The sequence below is a fragment of the Bradyrhizobium valentinum genome, from assembly GCF_001440405.1.
In the GTDB taxonomy this organism is placed as follows: Bacteria; Pseudomonadota; Alphaproteobacteria; order Rhizobiales; family Xanthobacteraceae; genus Bradyrhizobium; species Bradyrhizobium valentinum.
The window spans coordinates 167,026-188,240 of record NZ_LLXX01000119.1; the positions used below are offsets into that span (position 1 = coordinate 167,026).

18 protein-coding genes are annotated in these 21,215 nt (G+C 62.8%); 8 read left to right on the forward strand and 10 right to left on the reverse strand.

Annotation, left to right across the window (positions count from 1 at the left end; all coding sequences use genetic code 11):
* Positions 1–29: 29 nt before the first annotated feature.
* Together CP49_RS18855 and CP49_RS18860 are read right to left on the reverse strand one after the other, a co-directional pair.
* Entirely contained in the window at positions 30–1,262 is a 1,233-nt protein-coding gene (locus tag CP49_RS18855) for an MFS transporter (protein WP_057851694.1), read from the reverse strand.
* A gap of 79 nt (positions 1,263–1,341) precedes the next feature.
* Positions 1,342–2,187 (reverse strand): CmcJ/NvfI family oxidoreductase, encoded by an 846-nt coding sequence (locus tag CP49_RS18860; protein ID WP_057851695.1) that lies wholly within the window; start codon positions 2,185–2,187, stop codon positions 1,342–1,344.
* Between the two features lie 121 nt (positions 2,188–2,308).
* Between CP49_RS18860 and CP49_RS18865 the strand changes: the two genes are divergently transcribed.
* The gene (locus tag CP49_RS18865) at positions 2,309–3,166 is read left to right on the forward strand and encodes an SDR family oxidoreductase (protein WP_245310750.1); all 858 of its coding nucleotides are present in this window, start codon (positions 2,309–2,311) and stop codon (positions 3,164–3,166) included.
* Between the two features lie 119 nt (positions 3,167–3,285).
* On the opposite strand, the gene CP49_RS18870 is transcribed toward CP49_RS18865, so the two are convergent.
* A complete protein-coding gene (locus CP49_RS18870; protein ID WP_057851696.1) occupies positions 3,286–3,585 on the reverse strand; it encodes an HU family DNA-binding protein in 300 nt (99 codons plus the stop codon).
* Between the two features lie 426 nt (positions 3,586–4,011).
* Here CP49_RS18870 and CP49_RS18875 point away from each other — a divergent pair, with 426 nt between their 5' ends.
* From CP49_RS18875 to CP49_RS18890, 4 genes are all read left to right on the forward strand, one after another.
* Entirely contained in the window at positions 4,012–5,628 is a 1,617-nt protein-coding gene (locus CP49_RS18875; RefSeq protein WP_057851697.1) for an ABC transporter substrate-binding protein, read from the forward strand.
* 115 nt (positions 5,629–5,743) lie between these two features.
* Complete coding sequence (locus tag CP49_RS18880; RefSeq protein WP_057851698.1) at positions 5,744–6,721, forward strand: ABC transporter permease; 978 nt, start codon at positions 5,744–5,746, stop codon at positions 6,719–6,721.
* Positions 6,722–6,725: 4 nt separating this feature from the next.
* Positions 6,726–7,556 carry an ABC transporter permease gene (locus CP49_RS18885; protein ID WP_057851850.1) on the forward strand — a complete coding sequence of 277 codons (831 nt, stop codon included), beginning with the start codon at positions 6,726–6,728 and terminating at the stop codon, positions 7,554–7,556.
* Positions 7,553–9,184 carry an ABC transporter ATP-binding protein gene (locus CP49_RS18890; protein WP_057851699.1) on the forward strand — a complete coding sequence of 544 codons (1,632 nt, stop codon included), beginning with the start codon at positions 7,553–7,555 and terminating at the stop codon, positions 9,182–9,184. Before CP49_RS18885 ends, CP49_RS18890 begins: the two co-directional genes overlap by 4 nt.
* Positions 9,185–9,358: 174 nt before the next feature.
* Here CP49_RS18890 and CP49_RS18895 read toward each other — a convergent pair whose 3' ends face one another.
* Positions 9,359–10,663 (reverse strand): NAD(P)/FAD-dependent oxidoreductase, encoded by a 1,305-nt coding sequence (locus CP49_RS18895; RefSeq protein WP_057851700.1) that lies wholly within the window; start codon positions 10,661–10,663, stop codon positions 9,359–9,361.
* Positions 10,664–10,753: 90 nt separating this feature from the next.
* On the opposite strand from CP49_RS18895, the gene CP49_RS18900 reads away from it, so the two are divergent.
* A complete protein-coding gene (locus CP49_RS18900; protein ID WP_057851701.1) occupies positions 10,754–11,608 on the forward strand; it encodes a VOC family protein in 855 nt (284 codons plus the stop codon).
* A 118-nt stretch (positions 11,609–11,726) separates the two neighbouring features.
* Here CP49_RS18900 and CP49_RS18905 read toward each other — a convergent pair whose 3' ends face one another.
* From CP49_RS18905 to CP49_RS18915, 3 genes are all read right to left on the reverse strand, one after another.
* The gene (locus CP49_RS18905) at positions 11,727–13,385 is read right to left on the reverse strand and encodes a hypothetical protein (protein WP_057851702.1); all 1,659 of its coding nucleotides are present in this window, start codon (positions 13,383–13,385) and stop codon (positions 11,727–11,729) included.
* Positions 13,382–14,092: a cysteine hydrolase family protein gene (locus CP49_RS18910; RefSeq protein WP_057851703.1), complete on the reverse strand. Its 711-nt coding sequence runs from the start codon at positions 14,090–14,092 to the stop codon at positions 13,382–13,384. Before CP49_RS18910 ends, CP49_RS18905 begins: the two co-directional genes overlap by 4 nt.
* Before the next feature lie 177 nt (positions 14,093–14,269).
* A complete protein-coding gene (locus CP49_RS18915) occupies positions 14,270–15,268 on the reverse strand; it encodes a LysR family transcriptional regulator (protein WP_057851704.1) in 999 nt (332 codons plus the stop codon).
* Between the two features lie 97 nt (positions 15,269–15,365).
* On the opposite strand from CP49_RS18915, the gene CP49_RS18920 reads away from it, so the two are divergent.
* On the forward strand, positions 15,366–15,914 hold the full coding sequence (locus CP49_RS18920; protein WP_082646101.1) for a YybH family protein: 549 nt from the start codon (positions 15,366–15,368) through the stop codon (positions 15,912–15,914).
* Positions 15,915–15,920: 6 nt separating this feature from the next.
* Here the strand turns inward: CP49_RS18920 and CP49_RS18925 are convergent, their stop codons facing one another.
* The 3 genes from CP49_RS18925 to pucL all read right to left on the reverse strand — a co-directional run bounded on the left by CP49_RS18925 (position 15,921) and on the right by pucL (position 19,634).
* Positions 15,921–17,291 (reverse strand): hypothetical protein, encoded by a 1,371-nt coding sequence (locus tag CP49_RS18925; protein ID WP_057851706.1) that lies wholly within the window; start codon positions 17,289–17,291, stop codon positions 15,921–15,923.
* Positions 17,292–17,470: 179 nt separating this feature from the next.
* Complete coding sequence (locus CP49_RS18930) at positions 17,471–18,739, reverse strand: allantoate amidohydrolase (protein WP_057851707.1); 1,269 nt, start codon at positions 18,737–18,739, stop codon at positions 17,471–17,473.
* A 52-nt stretch (positions 18,740–18,791) separates the two neighbouring features.
* Positions 18,792–19,634, reverse strand: coding sequence for a factor-independent urate hydroxylase (pucL, locus tag CP49_RS18935; RefSeq protein ID WP_057851708.1), 843 nt, complete (start codon positions 19,632–19,634; stop codon positions 18,792–18,794).
* 185 nt (positions 19,635–19,819) lie between these two features.
* On the opposite strand from pucL, the gene CP49_RS18940 reads away from it, so the two are divergent.
* On the forward strand, positions 19,820–21,214 hold the full coding sequence (locus CP49_RS18940; protein WP_057851709.1) for a nucleobase:cation symporter-2 family protein: 1,395 nt from the start codon (positions 19,820–19,822) through the stop codon (positions 21,212–21,214).
* Position 21,215: the final 1 nt, after the last annotated feature.

A 21,215-nucleotide genomic window follows, 5' to 3' on the forward strand; every position in this document is an offset into this window, starting at 1 on the left:
TGATGGGTATCGCTTACGCTCCACCCATCCTACGTATGCATCAAAAACACAATCGTCCCGACGATCAAGGTCGCGGCCATGAATAGCAGCACTGCAGGCAGGCCAAAGATGGTTGCCACCACGCCCGTCGTCGATTGCATCAGTGCGGCGCCGAGGAAGAATGCGAGATTGATCGCCGACAGCGCCTTGCCGGCATTCTGCGGGCCTGCGAGTTGCCGCGTCATGCCGAAGAGCAGCGGCTGCGTCGATATCGCGATGCCGATCAGGACGAACAGCGCGCCGTCGATCTGTGCCGGCACGGCTTTCACGCCGAGCAGTTCGGACAGCGGATAATGCGGGGCGCCGGCCGCCATCAGGGCGAGTAGCAACGCGGCAAAGGAATGGGTGGCGGCCAGCACTTCGCGGCGATGGCCGATGGTGCGATCGAGAATCCCCATCAGCACCGGTCCTGCGATCAAGGCGAGCGTGAACAGGCCAAGCGTATTGCCCGCCTCGATGCGGCCGAGCGCCTTGATCTCCATCAACCACGGGCCGCCCCACAATCCCCGCAGCACCAGCGAGGCCGCGAGCGACACCAGCGCCAGCGCGATCAGGCCGCGAAGCTGATACGACAGCCCGATGCGCAGCACTTCGGCCATCTGCGACAATGGCGAAGACTGATCGGCGTGCGTGGCCGGTTGTTTCGGAACCAACGCGAATACAGCGATCGCAACCACAGCGCCGAAGCCGGCGGAGATCCAGAATCCCGCGCGCCATCCCCAGAGCTCGACCACGAAAGCAAGCGGGCTCGCCGACAGCAGCATGCCGATATTGCCGATCGACAGGATGATCCCGGACCACAGGCCGAACCGCGACGCCGACATCTGCTTGGCGGCCAGCGTCATCGGGCACATCAGCATGCCCGAGGTAGCGACGCCGAGCAGGAACTGCCCGAACAGAAACCCCTCCGGCCGGGTGGCGAGCCCGGACGCCAGCGCGCCGACGATGGTTCCGGCCAGGAGGCTCAGTGAAACCGGCCGCACGCCGAAGCGATCCATCGCGGCGCCGACCGGAATCTGCGAGGCGGCGAAGGCAAAATGATAGATCGAGGTGAGGCTCGCCAGTGTCTGCGGGGCCGTAGCGAAGTCAGCCGCCATCACGTCAAGGCTGATGGCCGGAATGGTCCGCAGCAGCGTCGACAGCATGTGGCCGCAGGCCAGCGCCAGAAGCGCAAAAATCAAGACGCGGATGTTGATATCAGCGTCACCGGCCTTGCCGTCCATGAGCCGTCTCGCCCCAAAAAACTGTTTGGGGCGAGGTATCACCAATAGAGTGGGAACGCGAATCCGCCTATCGCGTCGTTCAGTTCCGGTGGAACACCAGTGTCCGGAGCTCGATGCTTTCGCGCGGGGCCGCATCGACGGGCGTGGTCGGGTCGGTGAAGGCAGTATGCGGCCCGAACCGCGTGCGGCCGTCGGTTGCAGAATCATAGCACTTCAGCAGCAGCGCCTCGTCGGTCCGCATCTCCGGGATATAGTACCAGCGATGGTTCGGATTGTATTTCACGGAATAGGTCTCGCCGCTGCGGTTCGGATAGATCAGGTCGGACGCGACGAGATCGCTCGCCTCGACGGTCTGGCCGTCACACATCGCAAGCGGTGCATCGCGCAGCGGTCCCCGGATCGGCCGCCACACATTGATGACCTGCACGCGCCCCTTCAGGAGTTCGTCGGCCTCATCGGGAAGATGTTCGCGAACGCGGTTGGCGCCTGATTTATCCGTCTGGTCGATATGGACGCGCGTCGCCGGCTGGCGCGGTCCGGCGCCCCTGATATCGGCGGCCCCCTCCACCCGCTTGCGCACGGTATGGTCGAAGATGAACACGCGATCCGCTTTCAGGGTCGCCTTCAGGAACGCTTCCACGGCGGGATAGTAGACGTTCTTCACTTCCTTATCGTCATAGAAATTCCTGACGATGGTGGGGTGGCGGACCAGCGCAAAACCTTCGCGGTCCAGAGAAAGGTTGCCGGCGATCAGGCGCGCATCGAAGATCGGGACGTTGCGCGGCTCCGGCAGCGCGGTCGATTTGGGTTCGCCCGGCGGCGGATCGAAGGCGTAGGTTCGTGGCTTTCCCGCCGTCGGCGCGAGATAGTTCACCTCGGCCGTGACGAAGGGGAGCGATTCGAGTTTTGCTTGCTGCAGGCCCATGGTGGTCTCCTGGACTCCATTGTTTGTTCTGTTTGATTTTGGCCCGGCCGCAGGGCTCCACAAGACGCTCTCCGAAAATAGCAACGATGCCATTCGGACTGGGGCCAAACAGGAAAAATCCTTGTCTAAAGCGCCTTCCGAACCGGATAGTATTTCCGGCATTCACGGGGTCGTCATCGACCGCGATCGGGAGAACAACATGCAAGTCACGATGAAGGACAGAGTGGCCGTCGTCACCGGCGGCAGCAAGGGAATCGGCCTCGCGGTCGCGCGGCGATTTGCGGCCTCCGGCGCCAAGGTCGCGATCCTCGCGCGCGGCGCGCAGGATCTCAAAGCCGCACGGGAACAACTCGGCAAGGAGGGCCTTGATGTCAGCGACTATGTCTGTGACGTCTCGAAGGCATCGGACATTGCGAAGGCGCACGAGAAGATCGTCAGCGATCTCGGCCCGGTCGACATCCTCATCAACAACGCCGGCACGGCACGGACGATGGCGTTCGAGAACATCTCCGACGAGGCCTGGCAGGAAGATCTCGACCTCAAACTGTTTGCGGCGATCCGCTTCAGCCGGCTGGTCTGGCCGGGCATGAAGGCGCGCAAATGGGGGCGCATCATCAACGTGCTCAATACCTACGCCAAGGCGCCGGCAGCGTCCTCGGCCCCGACCTCGGTATCGCGGGCGGCGGGCATGGCGCTGACCAAGGTGCTGGCGGGTGAAGGCGGCGAGCACAACATCCTGGTCAATGCCATGCTGGTCGGCCTGATCATGAGCGATCAATGGGTGAAGCGGCACGCCGCGCAGGCGCCGGACATGGATTTCGAGGTGTTTGCCAACAACCTCGCCAAGGGCACCCCGCTGGGGCGCATCGGCACGGCGGAGGAATTCGCCAACCTGGCCTGCTTCCTCGCTTCCGATCAGGGCTCGTTCATCACCGGCACCGCCATCAATGTCGACGGCGGCCGTTCGCCGGTGGTGTAGGGAGCATTGCGCTGAAGGCGCGACGCGCAGCAACTGCCGCTTCTCCCTCGCCCCACGCTTGCGGGGAGAGGTTAGGCCAAACAAAAAGGCCCCCGTCGCCGGGGGCCTTTTCGCTTTTCTTAAACCGCGTCCTTGGCGGCCTTGACCGGGCGGGCCCGGACGATCTTGCGGGCCGGCTTGGCCTTGAACATCATTTCCTCGCCCGTGAAGGGGTTGGTGCCCTTCCGAGCCTTGGTCGCGGGCTTCTTGACCACGACGAACTTCGCGAAGCCGGGGACGAGGAATACCCCGTTCTTCTTGAGCTCCTTGTGGCCAACGTCAACGAGCGTGTCCATCACGTTCTTGACTTCCTTCTTCGAAACTTCGGTGGTGGTCGCGATCTTCTCGATGAGCTGCGACTTAGACATTTGGGTAGCCATGGTTGCTCCATTGATTCTGGCACAGGCGACGATATGGCGGAAACCGCCTAAAAAACAGGGTTTCCGACATTCTGCACAGCTATCTCGCTAGTCGAGTTGCACTGATTCGTCCAATTTTGGCTGGTTTTTTGGCTTCCGGAGCCGCCGGACCCTGTTTTTAAGGGCTTTGAGACGCCTTATCCGGGCGCTTTCCCCGCAATCTCAGACTGCGCCCCTGCCTCCGCCTCTATTCTGGCGAGCTCTGATCTTTGCGCCGGTGCACCAAAATGAGCAGGCTGAACAGGCGGTGAGCACGTTGTTTTCAGAAAGGATTTTCCGCTTCGCCCCGCGATTAGAAAATGACTCGCGTTCGCCTTCCAGCGTAACATCGGTCTCAAGGCGGACGTCTGAATGGTCCGCCATCAATATTGTGTTCGGAGACTTCGCATGGATTTGACGCGCCTTGAGATCAATCGTCGCACCGCGCTGCTGACGTCGGCGGCCATCGCGGCCAACGTGATCAATCCAATGCGGGCCTTTGCGCAGGAAACGCCGCGCAAGGGCGGCGTGTTCAATGTCCACTACGCCGCCGAGCAGCGCCAGCTCAACCCAAGCATTCAGGCTTCCACCGGCGTCTACATCATCGGCGGCAAGATCCAGGAGAACCTCGTCGATCTCGACGCCAACGGCCAACCGGTCGGCGTGCTCGCCGAAAGCTGGGAAGCCTCGCCTGACGGCAAGACCGTAACCTTCAAGCTGCGCCAGGGCGTCACGTGGCACGATGGCAAGCCGTTCACCTCGGCCGACGTCGAATTCACCGCCATGAACATGTGGAAGAAGATCCTCAATTACGGATCGACGTTGCAGCTCTTCCTGACCGAGGTCGAGACGCCGGACGCGCAGACCGCGATCTTCAAGTATGAGCGGCCGATGCCGCTGAACCTCCTGCTCCGCGCCCTGCCCGATCTCGGCTATGTCTCGGCCAAGCACCTCTATGAGAGCGGCGACATCCGCCAGAACCCGACAAATCTTTCGCCGGTCGGCACCGGCCCCTTCAAGTTCGTCAAATATGAGCGCGGGCAATACATCATCGCCGACCGCAATCCAGATTACTGGCGTCCCAATGCGCCCTATCTCGATCGCATCGTCTGGCGCGTGATCACCGATCGCGCATCAGCGGCGGCGCAAATGGAAGCCGGCGAACTTCATTACGCTCCATTCTCAAGCCTGACGATCTCGGACCTCGCGCGGCTCGGCAAGGACAAGCGGTTCATCGTTTCCACCAAGGGCAATGAAGGCAACGCCCGCACCAACACGCTGGAGTTCAACTTTCGTCGCAAGGAATTGTCCGACATCAAGGTTCGCCGGGCGATCGCGCATGCGATCAACGTGCCGTTCTTCATCGACAATTTCCTCGGCGATTTCGCAAAACTCGGCACCGGGCCGATCCCCTCGACCTCGGCCGATTTCTACCCGGGTGCGAACACGCCGCAATATCCTTACGACAAGGCCAAGGCGGCCGCGCTGCTCGACGAAGCCGGCTTCAAGGCAGGCCGCGGCGGCACGCGCTTCTCGCTGAAGCTATTGCCCGCCCCCTGGGGCGAGGACATCTCGCTGTGGTCGACCTTCATCCAGCAATCGCTCGGCGAGATCGGCATTCCCGTCGAGATCGTGCGCAACGATGGCGGCGGCTTCCTCAAGCAGGTCTATGACGAGCACGCTTTCGATATCGCCACCGGCTGGCACCAGTACCGCAACGATCCCGCCGTCTCGACCACGGTCTGGTACCGCTCCGGCCAGCCCAAGGGCGCGCCCTGGACCAATCAATGGGGCTGGGAAGACAAGAACGTCGACAAGACCATCGATGATGCCGCGACCGAAGTCGATCCGGCCAAGCGCAAGGCGCTCTATGCCCAGTTCGTCAAGGAAGTGAACACGGAGCTGCCGGTCTGGATGCCGATCGAGCAGATTTTCGTCACCACCATTACGGCAAAGGCGCGCAACCATTCCAATACGCCGCGCTGGGGCTCGGCGAGCTGGCACGATCTTTGGCTTTCGGCTTAGAGCATGATCCGAAAAAGGGGGCACCGGTTTTCCGAAGAGATCATGCTCAGACAAAAACCAGAGCGGGATGACGAAAGTCATCGCGCTCTAAATCGATATCCGCCAAGATAGATCTATGCGCATCCTCGGCCTTGCGGGGCGGCGGCTCGCCGCCTCGATCCCGACCCTTATCCTGATCCTGATCGGCGTGTTTCTGCTGCTGCAGTTCGCGCCGGGCGACACCGTCGACGCCATGATGGCGCAGATGGGCGGCGGCGACGCCGCAACCGCCAAGGAGCTGCGCAAATTCTACGAGCTCGACCTCTCGATCCCGGTCCAGCTCGGCAACTACCTCTGGCGCCTGGTGCGGCTCGATCTCGGCTTCTCCTCGATCTACGGCAAGCCGGTGGCGTCAGTTATTCTTGAGCGGCTGCCGCCGACCATCCTGTTGATGACCGCGTCGCTGTCCTTTGCGTTCTTCTTCGGCCTCGTGTTCGGCGTGATCGCCGCCCGCGGCGTCAACCGCTGGCCGGACACGCTGATCTCCACCCTGGGCCTGATCTTCTACGCGACGCCCTCGTTCTGGTTCGGGCTGATGGCCATCGTGGTGTTCTCGGTTTACCTGCAGTGGCTGCCGCCGGGCGGCTTCGAGGATATCGGCACGGTGCGGACCGGCATCTGGCGCGTCCTCGATATCGCAAGCCATCTGGTCCTGCCGACGCTCACCCTCGGGCTGATCTTCCTCGCCATTTACTTACGCATCATGCGCGCCTCGATGTTGGAGGTGCTCAATCTTGACTACGTCCGCACCGCGCGCGCCAAGGGACTGGACGAGACCCGCGTGGTGACGCGGCACGTGCTGCGCAACGCTCTGCTGCCGATGGTGACGCTGATCGGGCTGCAGGCCGGCACCATGCTCGGCGGATCGGTGGTGGTCGAAAGCGTGTTCTCGCTGCCGGGCCTCGGACGGCTCGCCTATGAATCGGTGGTGCAGCGCGACCTGAATACGCTGCTCGGAATCGTATTCGTCTCGGCGCTGCTCGTGATATCAGTGAACTTCGTCGTCGATCTCATCTATGCGCGGCTCGATCCGCGCATCACGGCGGGAGGCTGACGCCATGGATGCGGTCAAGCGCTATTTCCGAAGCCCCGCCGCCGTCGCCGGCCTGATTCTGCTGTTGATCGTGATCGCAATGGCGGTCTCGGCCGGCTGGTTCTATCCGCGCGATCCCCTGGCGCTTGCCGGCCGGCCGCTGGTCTGGCCGTTCTCCAACCCGCGCTTCCTGCTCGGCACCGACAATTCCGGCCGCGACATCGCCGCGCAGATCTTTTATGGCGCGCGGATATCGCTTTTGATCGGCGGCGTCGCCACCGCGATCGCGATTCTGATCGGCATCCTGGTCGGCGCCTTCGCCGGCTATTACGGCGGCTGGGTCGACAATGTGCTGATGCGGATCACCGAGGCGTTTCAGACCCTGCCGAACTTCGTGCTGCTGCTGGTACTGGTCGCGGTGTTCGGCTCGACGCTGACGACCGTCACCATCGCCGTCGGCGTGGTGTCGTGGCCGGCGCCGGCGCGGCTGACGCGCGCCGAGTTCCTGTCCTTGCGCAACCGCGAATTCGTGCAGGCCGGGCGGACGCTCGGCATGAAAAACATCCAGCTCATCTTTGGCGAGATCCTGCCCAATGCGCTGCCGCCGGTCATCGTCTATGCCAGCGTCGTGATGGCGGTCGCGATCCTGCTCGAAAGCGCTCTCGCCTTCCTGCGGCTCTCCGATCCCAACGTGGCGTCATGGGGCAACCTGATCGGCCTCGGCCGCGACGTGCTGCGGGTGCAGTGGTACGTCTCGGCGATCCCTGGCATCGCCATCCTCGTCACCGTGCTCGCGGTGTCACTGGTCGGCCAGGGTCTCAACGACGCGCTCAACCCGAGGCTCAAGGGCCGATGAGCGGGAAAGAAACCATCCTCTCGCTCGATCGCCTGAGTGTCCGCCTGCCCCGCGGCGCCGACCGGACGCATGCGCTCAGGGATGTGTCGCTGGAAATCGCTTCCAACGAAATCCTCTGCGTGGTCGGCGAATCCGGTTCCGGCAAGTCGATGATGGCGAATGCCGTCATGCGGCTGTTGCCCAATGAAGTGACGATCGACAGCGGGCGGGTGATGTTCGAGGGCCGCGACCTCTGCGCGGCACCTGTTGCTGAAATGCGCGAAGTGCGCGGAGCCGGCATTGCGATGATCTTCCAGGAGCCGATGACGGCGCTCAACCCGCTCCGCACCATCGGCGACCAGATCGCCGAGATGTTTTCGATCCACACCGGATTGTCGAAAGCCGAGATCAATACGCGGGTGCTGGCGCTGCTGGCGGACGTACGCATTCCAGATCCCAAGGTTGCGGCGAAGGCCTATCCGCATGAGCTCTCCGGCGGCCAGCGCCAGCGCGCCATGATCGCGATGGCGCTGGCGCTCGATCCAAAGCTGCTGATCGCCGACGAGCCGACGACGGCGCTCGACGTCACAACGCAGGCGCAGATATTAAAACTGATCCGCGACCTGCAGCAGCGCCGCAAGACCGCCGTCATGTTCATCACCCATGATTTCGGCGTGGTCGCCGAGATCGCCGACCGCGTGGTGGTGATGCAGCACGGCGTCATCGTCGAACAGGGAACGGCTTCTGACGTGCTGCACCATCCGCAACATGCCTATACCAAACAGCTCATCGCCGCCGTCCCGCCGCTGAAGGCACCGCCACCCCGCGCGCTCGCGGCCGACAACATCCTGACGATCACGGATGTCTCGAAGACCTACCGCACCGGCGGCTTTCTTGGACGCGGCGCGCGGGTGACGCCGGCCGTCAAGAACGTCTCGCTCAACCTGCCGCGCGGCGCCACGCTCGGCATCGTCGGCGAATCCGGCTCCGGCAAGTCGACGCTGGCGCGCTGCATCGTGCGGCTGATCGATCCGGATGCCGGATCGATCGTGCTCGACGGCAGCGACTGGGCGAAGATGCCGCGCGAAAAAGTCCGCCGCGAGACGCGCCATATCCAGATGGTGTTTCAGGACCCGTTTGCCTCGCTCAATCCGCGCCGCAAGGCGGCCGAGCTGGTGGCGCAAGGCCCGATCGTGCATGGTACGCGGCGGGCGGAGGCGATTGCGGATGCGAAGGAGCTGTTTTCGCTGGTCGGGCTCGATCCTTCCTCCGCCGACCGCTATCCGCATGAGTTCTCCGGCGGCCAGCGCCAGCGCATCGGGCTGGCGCGGGCGCTGGCGCTGAAGCCGGACGTGCTGGTGGCGGACGAGCCGGTGTCGGCGCTCGACGTCTCCGTGCAGGCGCAGGTGCTGAAGCTGCTGGCCGAACTGCGCGCGCGACTGGGACTCTCCATCGTGTTCATCACGCATGACCTGCGCGTTGCCGCGCAGATCTGCGATCTCGTCGCCGTGATGAAGGATGGCGCGGTAGTGGAGCACGGGCTGGCGGGCGAGGTGTTCGGCAACCCGCAGCATCCGTACACGCAGGCGCTGCTCGATTCCATCCCCGGCGGGGAATTTGCGAGAGAGCATGATACGGAGATGGTGTAGCTCCCGCGGCGGCGGTGCAGCTCCCTCTCCCCGCCCTTCGCGGGGAGAGGGTTGGGGTGAGGGGCTGCCTCAACGCACTCCAACTCTCATTCGGATTCGCGGAGAGAGCCCCTCACCCCGACCCTCTCCCCGCAAGAGCGGGGCGAGGGAGAAGTGCGCCGCGCGCCGCTCACATCACACCATCTCTCTCGCGTCGCGGCGGCGGTAGACGAGCAGCATCAGCGGGGCCAGCTTGCGCAGGATGCCGTGGGCCACGATCGGCACGGGCTCCGTGAACGGCAGCGCCAGCTCGTTTTCCGGCACACCTCGGACGGCCTTCGCCAGCTCATTGCCGAGCGGGATCGTCAGCGCTACCGCGCGGCCGTTGCAGCCGGTCCATCCATAAGCATCGGGACCGAGCTTGTGGATGCGCGGCAAAAAGTCCGTGGTCATGCCGACATAGCCGTTCCAGACATAGTCGAACGAGACCTCGCCAATCTGCGGCCACAGCCGCTGCAGGCGCTCGGTGACGCGCGCCTTGATCCGCTCCACCTTGTTGCCGGTGCCGATCACCGCGCCACCGGTGACGAGGCGATTTCGCGCGTCATAGCGCGCGAAATAGAGTTCGCCATGGGTATCCGACATCGCCTGACGGCCGGGGATGATGGTCTTGCGGACATTGTCGGACAAAGGCTGCGTCGCCATCTGCCAGGACAGAACCGGCATCACCTCGCGCGCGATGTCAGGCACCAGCGACTTTGAAAATTCGCCGCTATAGGCATTGGTCGCCACAACAAGCGCGCGGCTGGAAATCTCGCCCTTTGCCGTCTTCACCACCCAGCGATCGTTGCGGCGCTCAAAGCTTTCCGCCGGCGAGCGCGCGTAAATGCGTGCGCCCAGCCCAAGCACGGTGCGCGCGAGGCCGCGCGCCAGCGCCAGCGGATTGATGTGGCCGCCGGTCTTGTTCCAGAAGCCGCCGAACCACGCATCGGAGCCCAGCATGTCGCGCGTCTGGTCGCGCGACAGCAATTCGACCGGCGCGCCGAATTTCGACCACTGCCGCACCCGCCGTTCGGCGATCTTGATACGGCCCGGAGAATGCACGGGCTGAACCCAACCGGCCTGTTCCGCCTCGGCTTCGATATTGTAGCGCCTGACGACGTCGAAGAGATCAGCGGCACTGTCGCGCAGCATGCCGACAAAACGTTCCCCCGCCTCACCGTGTTTCGCAACAATGTCCTCCGGATCGGGCCGCGACAGCGTCGGGATCACCTGGCCGTTGTTGCGCCCCGACGCGCCCCAGCCCGGCTCTGCTGCCTCGACGATCGCGACATCGACGCCGGTCTCGCGCAGATGCAGCGCAGTGGAAAGGCCGGTGAAGCCGCCGCCGATCACGATCACGTCAGCCTGCTGCGTGCCGGTCAGTTCGGGCAAACCAGGCCCTGATGGCGTCACGGCCGCCCACAGCGAATTAGGCCAGCGGACGTTACTCGTATTCATCGGTATCCTTTCTTGCGGACGCCTTATCCTTGCGGGCGCCCAGTCGTTCTGCTTAGTTTAGCCCGCTAGCGAAGCCCAAGGAAACAAGAAGTGGCACTCAAAAACGTCATCGGAATCGATCACGCCGTGGTCATGGTGAAGGACCTCGACAAATCAGCCGAAAACTACAAGCGGCTTGGCTTCACGGTGTCGCCGCGCGGCACCCACAGCGCGCATATGGGATCGGGCAACTACACCATCATGTTCGATCCTGATTATATGGAATTGCTCGGCGTGCTCAGGCCGACGGAACATAATGAGCCAGCGCGGGCGTTTCTCGAAAAGAGCGGTGAAGGCATCGAGCGTATCGCCTTCACCGCCGTGGATTCGGCGCAGGGCGCGGAAGAAATTCTCGCGCGCGGTTATACGCCTGTTGGCCCGACGGATTTCGAGCGGCCGGTGATGCTGCCGGATGGTACGGAATCCTCTGCCAGGTTCCGGACCTTTCAATGGCCGACGGTGGAAGCGCCAGGCGGCGTGCGCATCTTTGCCTGCCAGCACAAGACGCGCGAGACGGTCTGGATTCCCGAACTGATGAAGCATGCCAATGGCGCGAAGCGCCTGAAGCAGGTGATAATCGTCGCGCCGGAACCGGCGAAGGAAGCCGCGCATATGTCCAAGCTGATCGACCGCGAGGTACGCAATGAGGCGGACGGTGCGGTCGCCGTGCCCTCGGGTGGGGATCGCGCCGATTTTCTGTTCCTGACCAAGGACCAACTCGGCAAGCGCTATCCGGGCGTATCGTTGGCCGGCCTACCCGAGCGCGGCGGCGCGGGACTCGTGATCGTGGCCGATGTCACGGCGGCAGAGAAGGTGCTGGGTTCTGTCAGCGTGAAAAGCGCGGGCGGCATTGTCGTGCCGCCGGCTGAAGGCAACGGCACGATGCTGGCGTTTGTGAAGGGGTAGGAGCCCTCCTGCTCCTCATCCTGAGGAGCGCGGAACGCGCGTCTCGAAGGATGAGGCCACTAGCGGGGCCTCATGGTTCGAGACGGCGCTGCGCGCCTCCTCACCATGAGGGGCATGATCACTCCGCTGGTGCCGCCGCCGGCACCTCCGCATGCGCACTATAATCCACGCCCGAACTGGTCTTCGCCAGCGCGAACAGGCCGGCCGCCATAACGGCATAGGCCAGCGCCACGCCGGGCGTGACACCGAGGCCGCCGCCGATGCCGACGGCTTCACCGTGCATGAAGCCGAAATAGGTCATGACGGCGCCGGCCAATGCGAAGGCTGATGCCTTGAGGAAATCACGTTCGATCACGAACACGCCGATGGCGCCGAGCACGAGGCCGGCGAGGATCGAGCCGCCGCCCATCACTTCCAGTCCGCGATAGAGCACGCCCTGCTGCGGCAGCGCGGCGATGGCCGCGGTCTTGACGGCGTCGACCTTGTCGGCAGCGAGACCGCCGACGGTCTGAGCGGCGGTCACCGTCGCACCCAGCATGGTGTCCACCTGAAGCTTGGCCCACGCCGCGAGATGCGGTGTCAACGCCAGCACGATGGCCGGCGCGTGCTTGACCGGCGTGGTCTGGAACGCCTGCGCGCCGATCAGCATGCCGATATAGAGCAGGATCGGCGAGATCGCGACCACGGGCACCAGCGCCAGCAAGACCGAGATGATGCCGAACCACGACAACAGCACCACCATGATGCCGGTTGCCGCCGAATAGCCGATCCGGCCGCCCATCGCCTTCCAGCCGGGATGGCCGATATAGACCGCGTTGATGAAGGGATTGCCCATCAGGCAGCCGATCAGGCTGACGACGCCGTCTGCCGTCAGCACGCGCGTGGTCGGAAATTCGTCGCCGGCGGCTTCCGCGCTCTCGACATTATCCATGGCTTCGACCAGATCGTAGATGCCAAACGGGATCGCGGTCACCAGGATGATGCCGAGGAATTCGAAGCCGGAGAACACATGACCGATGGCAGGTAACGGCACCGAGAAGCCGAAATTGGCAAAGGCATCGCCAACGCCCTTCAGGCTCAACCCGCCGAGCCCGAGACCGAACAGGTTCGATCCCCAGGCGATGATCATGCCGGCCGCAATGGCGACGAGGCCTGCGGGAATCCCTCTCGGATATTTCACACCGCCGAACCAACTCACCAGGATGATGGCAAAGCAGATGAGCCCGATCTGCGGCGTCATGTACATCTCCAGCGCTGGGCGCATCGAGATGAAGGTGACGGAGACGCCGGCGAGCGTGCCGAGCAGCGCGGCGCGAGGAGTGATCTTCCGGATGTAAGGCGCGATGAAGCCGCCGATCATCAGGATAAAGCTCTGAAAGAACACCCAGACGAGGCCAGCCGACCAGCCTTTGATGGGGTCGCCGGTCTTGAGCGTGATCGGCAGCATGATCACGAAGGTGACGATGAACATGTGCGGCACGCTGACGCCCGACGGCAGCGCGCAGACATCGTTGCGGCCGGTTTTCTGCGCCAGCCTGTAGGCGAGGTATGCGTAGTACAAGGTGGAGAGGCACATCATCAGGCCGAGCGCGGGCAGGATGCGGCCGAACACGATCGAATCAGGCATCTCCAGCACGAAGCGCAACAGGCCGGTCAGCACCAGCATGTTGACGAGAATGTTGGTGCCGAAACCGAACAGGGCGTTCCAGTCGCCCGGCGTCCACAATACCGGCTTGAATCCCGAAGTGCCCGATGTCCCCGTCGCGCCCGTGCTCATCGTGATGCCCCCGCTACTGCCGTTGTTGGAATCTCCGGTAAAAGTGCGTCCAGCACCGCGGCCGAGTCGGAGACCCAGCCGAAAATGCCGCCCTGAGCCTTGATCATCTTCAGGCCCATCTCGTGAAACTCTGGAAAATAGGATGCGCAGCCATCAGCCAGCACCACGCAGCGATAGCCGCGGTCATTGGCCTCGCGCACCGTGGTGTTGACGCAGACCTCGGTGGTGACGCCGCAGACCAGCAAATTGTCGATGCCGTAGCGCTGCAAGACGTCGCCGAGCTCGGTGGCGTAGAACGCGCCTTTGCCGGGCTTGTCGATCACGATCTCGCTGTCGAGCGGATAGAGTTCGGAAATGATGTCGTGGCCGGCCTCGCCGCGAATGAGGATGCGCCCCATCGGCCCGGGATCGCCGATGCGCAAGGACGGCGCGCCGCGCTCGACCTTGGCCGGCGGCGCGTCGGAAAGATCGGGCAGATGACCCTCGCGGGTATGAATGACCAGCATGCCGGCCGCACGCGCCGCATCCAGCACCGCTGATATCGGCTTCACCGCCCGCGCAAGCTGGCTGACGTCATTGCCGAGCGTCTCGCCAAAACCGCCCGGCTCCATGAAATCGCGCTGCATGTCGATGATGAGAAGCGCAGTCGCCGCCCAGTCGAGCTCGATCGGCCCCGGCTCCGCTGCGAGCTTTGCTGAGTTCGCCATGACGTACGCCCCGAACGAGAGAACTCTTAAGGCGAAGTCAAGCAAGGCGCGTGCCATTGTGTACAATGGTGTCAGGCGGTCGGCCTGGAGAAAATCAATCGTATTGTCAGTCCGTTACTTGCCGATGCTGATCTCGGCGGGCCTTTATCGAGCGCATCACAAGCGAGCAATTGCTCATTAGCTGTGCATGCTGCGATTGCGCTTTCCCGATCGAAGATCGAACGCTCTGTCATTTCCGATCCGCAACTGCCCCAACAACCGGACGAGCCAGGCGAGTCCGGCATCCATCATCGCCACCTTCGGAAGGACGACATTGATCGAGAAGCGTGGCAGTGGCAGCGGCGCCTTGACGGCAACGACATTGAAGCGGGCGCCATGGATCTCCACGAACCGTCTCGGCAGCGCGGAGACCATCTCGGTTTCGGCCAGCACAGAAAGTGCAAAAATGAAGTTTGGCACGGTCAGGGCTACCCGCCGCGTCAAGCTTTTCTTGGCGAGTTCAACATCCACGAATCCCAGGACATCACCGGTGTGCGAAACGACGAGATGCTCCATCTCGCAGTAGCGCTTCAGAGTCGGGTTACGCTGGAACGAATGCCCCTTTCTAACCGCGATGACGAACGCTTCCTCGTAAAGCTTCTGCTTATGGAAACGGACCGGAACATCGTCGAGGGGAATGATCGCGATGTCCGTCGTCCGGTCTTCGAGCTCCTTCAATGCATCCTTCCACGCCAAATGAGGATCAGTGAAGCCTTGCACCGGCAAGAGCTGCCGGATGCCCAGATCGACGCCCGGCGCCGCCCCACGCAACGTCTCCAGCAGCGAAGGCAGGATGACTGACGACACGCCATCCGGCGCGCCAATGACGAAACGGCGCTTCGAATCTCGCGGATCAAACGGAGTAGCGGTCGAAACGACCCCGCGGATACGCACGAGAATTTCAGCCACTGATGTCGCGAGCTGAAGGGCGCGCTCCGTCGGAACGACGCCTTTCGGGGTTTTCAGAAACAACGGGTCGCCAAGCAGCGCGCGCAGGCGGCCAAGTCCATGGCTGATGGCGGACGGCGAAAGGTGCAGCCGCTCCGCCGACCGGCCGACGTGCCGCTCCTGAAAGACGATCTCGAACAGCACGAGCAGGTTGAGATCAATCCGGGAAAGGTCAATTTGATTCAGCATAGTGCTGAAATCATATCACTGGATTCAGCACGACTGAAATGGGATTTGGGTAGCGCCGCCGGCCAGTGCCGGCCCAACCCGAATGGAAGGCAGCAAAATGTTCAAACCGAACATCTGGAGACGTTTGGCGCTGAAGGCGGCACTCGCCATGCCGCTGTCGGCCAGCGCCGCACAAGAGCCAACGACGGCACGTTCGGAGCAGGAACTTGCCGATCTCGTCAGAAAGACTGAGGCCCAGGCTTCAGCTTTCATGCGTGGCGATATGGACAGATGGTCCGGTCTGGTGCGGATCGCAGAAGACTTTACGCTGATGCAGCCGTTTGGCGGTGAAGCCAGCCGGGGCTTCGACATGAGTGCCGAGCGGCTGGCGCGGCTCGCCAGCTACTTTCGGAATGGCGACGCCAAGCTCGAACTCGTCCAATGCTATGCGTCGGACGATCTGGTCGTTCTTGCGGTGATTGAACGTCAACACGGCGAAGTCGGCGGTTTGCCGAACCAGGATTGGTCACTTCGTGTGACGCAAGTCTATCGCAGGCAGGGCGGACAGTGGTGGCTGGTTCACCGCCATGCCGACCCGCTCGTGCGCCACGTCGGGCTTGAGACCGCAGCCGCGCTGGCCCGCGGCGCAAATCTCGGCAAGAGATAAGGCGGTCTAATTCCCGTTGAGCAGCGCAGTCCCGAATGCCCGCCGCCATACCGACAGAAAACGCGGAAACCAGGAGTGAGCGACGGCGCCCTGATAGGCCCACGTGCGATATTTGAGACCTTTTTCCGACAGCAGTTCCTGGTACCCGCCGTGCGTTTCGGTCGCGGTACGAATGTCACGCAAAATGTCCTGCGCGCAGGATCTGTATCTGTCGGCGCCTGAGTGTTCATCGTACTCCAGCATGCGATCGGCGAATTCGACGTTAAACGTCGGCCAGGACGAACGGCCCTGGTAGGCGGGCGCTGCAATCTTGTGGATCATCTTGTTCAGCGGGTTATCCGCGGACACCAGGAAGTGAGACGTACCCGGTATTCGAAACCGCGGTTCTGCGAGTATCAAATCCGTCGTTGCCGCGAACAACGCGCGTTCACCCGCGTCGCTCAAATCCCAAAATCCCCGGTGCACGTTGACGAAATCGAGCGCAATGGAGGACGCCGGCGGCTCGCTGCTGGAATGCAAAGCATGCCTGATGTAGCCCGGTTTTCCGAACAACCGGAGCAGCTCCTTCTTGTATTTCGAGAGTTCGCGTCCGAGCACGGCTTCCAATTCGATCCGGTCGATCACCCCGAGTTCTATCCCGCGCATGAAAGTTGCGTAGACGCATGCATTGGTGACAAACCGCTGGCGTTCGGCGCGGGTATCGGTTGCTGCGGAACGCGGTGCGGTGACGTCACACAGCAAAGCGCCGACGCCGCCGTCTTCGAACGGCTCCAACGCTTCCGCAAGTTGACATATCGCCTTCTTCAGTTCCTCGCGATACTCGGCAAGCAGCAAACGGCCGGCATGCGCGCCTTGCGACATCGCCAGATACGGAGATGACCTTTGGTCCGCCCGGATGATTTGCTCCAGGCCTGCGAGGATGCCCAACAGCGTATCCGAAGGCAGCGAAAAGTAGTTGATGCCGATGTAGCGGTCGCGGCCGGCCGGAATAATCGTGGTCGTGACGACATTGGAACGAACGGCCTCCAACATCAGCCGGACGCTTTTTTCCAGCAAGCGAACCCTGCGGATTGCATCGTCGGAATCCATGATGGTCTCGGGATCGAGAACATCGGGATAAAACCAGGCGAAGTCCCGCGGATAATAGGCGGTTGCGTGCGGCGCCCCCGTGACGAGAAAGGCTTCCTGCGGCGAAAATGCGCTGTCGACCGCGTGCCGGTACAGCTCATCGATTCCCAGCGACAGGCGATGCGCTCTTCTCAGGAACCGGTCGCTGAGAAAATTGACAGCCTGAATGCCGTTAGCGACGAGGCTCGCAAACTGTCCCTGATAAAATCGATATTCGCGAGGTGACGGAAATGAAATATCACTATTCATAGGCTTGGATGATCGATGTCCGAGGGCTTCGAGGTCACGCGTTGGTAGCGAAACGCGATTGATTCGTCTCTCCGCCAAAGCACGGTGACCTGTCATCGAATTGTCATTTTGTTCGATCTTGGCATTGAGCATGATCCGCTGCAAGCCAGCAGCTACACTGCCCCGCCCGCTTCCGTTGTTTAACTCCTTGGCCGGAAATTCTCGATGAACCGCAGCATCACGCGCGCGCCGGCATCGGCGTCGGCGGCTTCGACATGCTCGGCTGGATTATGGCTGACGCCGCCGCGGCAGCGCACAAACAGCATGGCGACATCGGCAATGTCGATCATCGCCATGCCGTCATGCCCGGCCCCGCTCGGCAGTTCGAACACGCCATAGCCTTCGGCCGCAACAGCTTCCGCCACCTGCGCTTTCAGCCATGGCGCGCAGGGCACGGTGCGGTTCTCGTGGGTGACGTCGATCTGCAGCGACAGCTCACGCCGTTTCGCGATCGCCTCGATCCGCTGCACGATTTCCGCGACGGCGTGTTTGCGGTGCGGATCGTCCGGCGCGCGAATGTCGAGCGTAAACGATACCCGTCCCGGAATGACATTGGTCGCGCCGGGCATCGCCGTGATGACGCCGACGGTGCCGACCAGGCCTGCGCTATCCGCCTTGCAGAACTGCTCGACCGCCACGATGCATTCGGCAGCGCCCGCCAGCGCGTCACGGCGCAGCGCCATCGGCACCGTGCCCGCATGGCCGGCCATGCCGGAGAGGTTTGCGGCCAGCCGCGTGGCGCCTGATATTGCCGTCACCACGCCGACCGGAAGGTTCTGTTGCTCGAGCACCGGCCCCTGCTCGATGTGCAGTTCGACATAGGCATGCAGCTCGCGCCGCGCCCGCGCCGCTGCGCCGATTTGTTCGGGATCGAGCCCGAACTGCACCATCGCCTCGCGCATGGTGAGGCCGCTCGCATCGCGTACGTTGAGCACGCTTTCATCAAAAGTTCCGGCGATGGCCCGGCTGCCGAGCAGCGTGGAGGCAAAACGCACGCCCTCTTCGTCGGCAAAGCCTATCACTTCGATCGCAAACGGCGGCCGCATGCCGCGCCGGTTCAGATCGGCGACGCAGGCAATCGCCGTGATCACACCGAGCGGCCCGTCCCATTTGCCGGCGTCGCGCACGGTGTCGTAATGCGAGCCGAGCATCAGGCACGGCAGCCCCGGACGGTCGCCCTCATAGCGGCCGCTGACATTGCCGATGGCGTCGAGATGCGCGGCCATGCCAGCGTCGCGCATCCACGACAGAATGAGATCCGCGGCAATGCGATGTTCGGGTGAAAGGAAGATCCGAGCCAGATGCTCGCCAGTCTCGGAAATCGCCCCGAGCTGATTGATCCGGCTTACGATTTCGTCGCCAAGCCGTGATCGTGTCGTCGCGCCGATGGCCGCCTCCGTCCTGCTCATGCCGTTCCAGTAAGCGCACTTCGATCGGCGCTTCGACGTGTGGGGGTGCCTTTTAGCCCCTTCCCACGGTGCACTCAATCTGGCCGTGGGGCTCGTCGGTCGGCAGGAAAACGTCATTATTGTTATCCAGCCCGAACGCCGAAAGATTAATCGGAATGAAGTGCATGTTTGGGCAGGCCATGCTGATTTCCGCAATCTCCGGCACTGACGCCAGGGCCGCCTCGCCCATCCGGTACAGGCTGTCCTGCACGCTCTTGCTGTAGGTCGTACCGAACACTTCGAGCAGGGTGTCGAGAATCCTCGCATTGGCCGCGGGATAGCTCGACGGCTTCGCCGACCATTTCCAGGACGCCACCATGCTGGTTGCGCACATCCGGTCGGCGGTCGGCGGCAGCGTCGTGTAGCGATCCCTCGGATAATTCTCCCATCCGGACTGCGTCGACTTCATGAAAGCAAAACCATCGATGCCCGACGTCAATGCCGGCGGTCCCCCGCGGGTGGCGGCAACGTCGACGAACGGCTCGCCGTTGCTGTCGAGCACGAAGCTATGGGGATGCGGCTTGCCGCCAAAATTCAGGCGGCGCCATTTGGTCTCATGCGCTGATATCGCAACCGAGGCGATTTGCGGATAGGTGTCGAGATATCTATTCGCCAGCACCTGGCAGAATTCCTCGGCGCACAGCGCGGTGTTTTCGCGGGCGACGACATTGACGATGTTCTTGATCGTATCCGTCGCCACCGAGGTGGAATTGTCGGCATGGGTATAGGCGCGGGCAAAGTCGCCCTCGATCATCGCCTTGACGCTGAGCTGGCTGACTTCGTGTTGCTCGCCGTCCCGGTGAATCCGCATGACCCGGACGCGACCCTTACCATATCTGTTCCTGATCAGCGGCATCCGAGGCCTCCCGTTCAACCTGCAATTTGCGGGGATTACGACCGCCCGCTATGGTTCAATATTGAGCAACCTTCGTGCCACAGGGCAAGGCTTGCGGGGATGAGCATCTGGCACGAGCCTTGTATCGGTTCAAAACAGGTATCGGCTCAAACAGGCTTGGGGCCTGCAGCAGGGGGAATCCGAATATGAGCAGCGAAATCCATCCGGTCGACCAGATTTTGCCGACGCCGCGGTTGCTGGCGCTCGGTCTGCAGCATGTGCTGGTGATGTACGCCGGCGCGGTTGCCGTGCCCCTGATCATCGGCCGGGCGCTGAAGCTGCCGCCCGAGGACGTCGCCTTCCTGATCAGCGCGGATTTGTTCGCGTGCGGGATCGCCACACTGGTGCAGTGTATCGGTTTCCCCGGGGTCGGTATCAGGCTGCCGGTGATGATGGGGGTCACCTTTGCCTCCGTCGGCCCGATGCTGTCGATGGCAGCAGTGCCCGACATCGGCCTGCTCGGCATCTACGGCTCGGTGATATCGGCGGGCTTATTTGCGATCCTGGCTGCACCTTTCGTGAGCCGATTACTGCCGCTGTTTCCTCCCGTCGTGACTGGGACCATTATCCTGGTGATCGGCATTTCCTTGATGCGGGTCGGCATCAACTGGGCCGGCGGGGGCCTGCCGACCTTGACCAAGATCGTCGACGGCGTACCGGGCGCCTTTCCCAATCCCGGCTACGGCCAGTTGCAGGGCCTTGGGCTTGCGCTGTTCGTGCTGCTGGTGATCCTTGGCCTGATCAAATGGGGCTCCGGCTTCGTCGCCAATGTCGCCGTGCTGCTCGGCATCGTCGCAGGCGCCGTCCTGGCCGCCGCGCTTGGTGTCATGCATTTCGAGAAGGTCGCCGCAGCGCCGTGGGCTGCGATCGTGCTGCCGCTGCATTTCGGGCTGCCGAAATTTCAACTCATCCCGATCCTCACCATGTGCATCGTGATGATCGTGGTGATGATCGAATCGCTTGGCATGTTCCTCGCGCTGGGCGAGATCACCGGCAAGACCGTCAGCCGCGACGCGCTGACCCGCGGCTTGCGGGCCGACGGTGTCGGCACGTTTCTGGGCGGCCTGTTCAACACCTTTCCCTATACGTCGTTCTCGCAGAATGTCGGCCTCGTCGGTGTCACCGGCGTGCGATCACGCTGGGTCACAATCGCCGGCGGCGGCATCCTGTTGCTGCTCGGGCTCATGCCCAAGATGGCGGCACTGGTCGAGGCCGTGCCGCTGGTGGTGCTCGGCGGCGCCGGCCTCGTGATGTTCGGCATGGTGGCAGCCACCGGCGCGCGGATCCTTACCGCGGTGGACTTCAAGAACAACCGCTACAATCTGTTCATCGTCGCGATATCCGTCGGCTTCGGCATGATCCCGCTGGTATCTCCGAACTTCTTCAAGAACCTGCCGCATGACCTGCACCCGTTGCTCGAGTCCGGTATCCTGCTCAGCGCGCTCGTTGCCGTCGCGCTGAACGCCTTCTTCAACGGTGTCGGCAGCAAGGCCGCCGCCGAAGCCGGCGCAGCGACGGCCGCGGCATCGGCGACGCACTAGC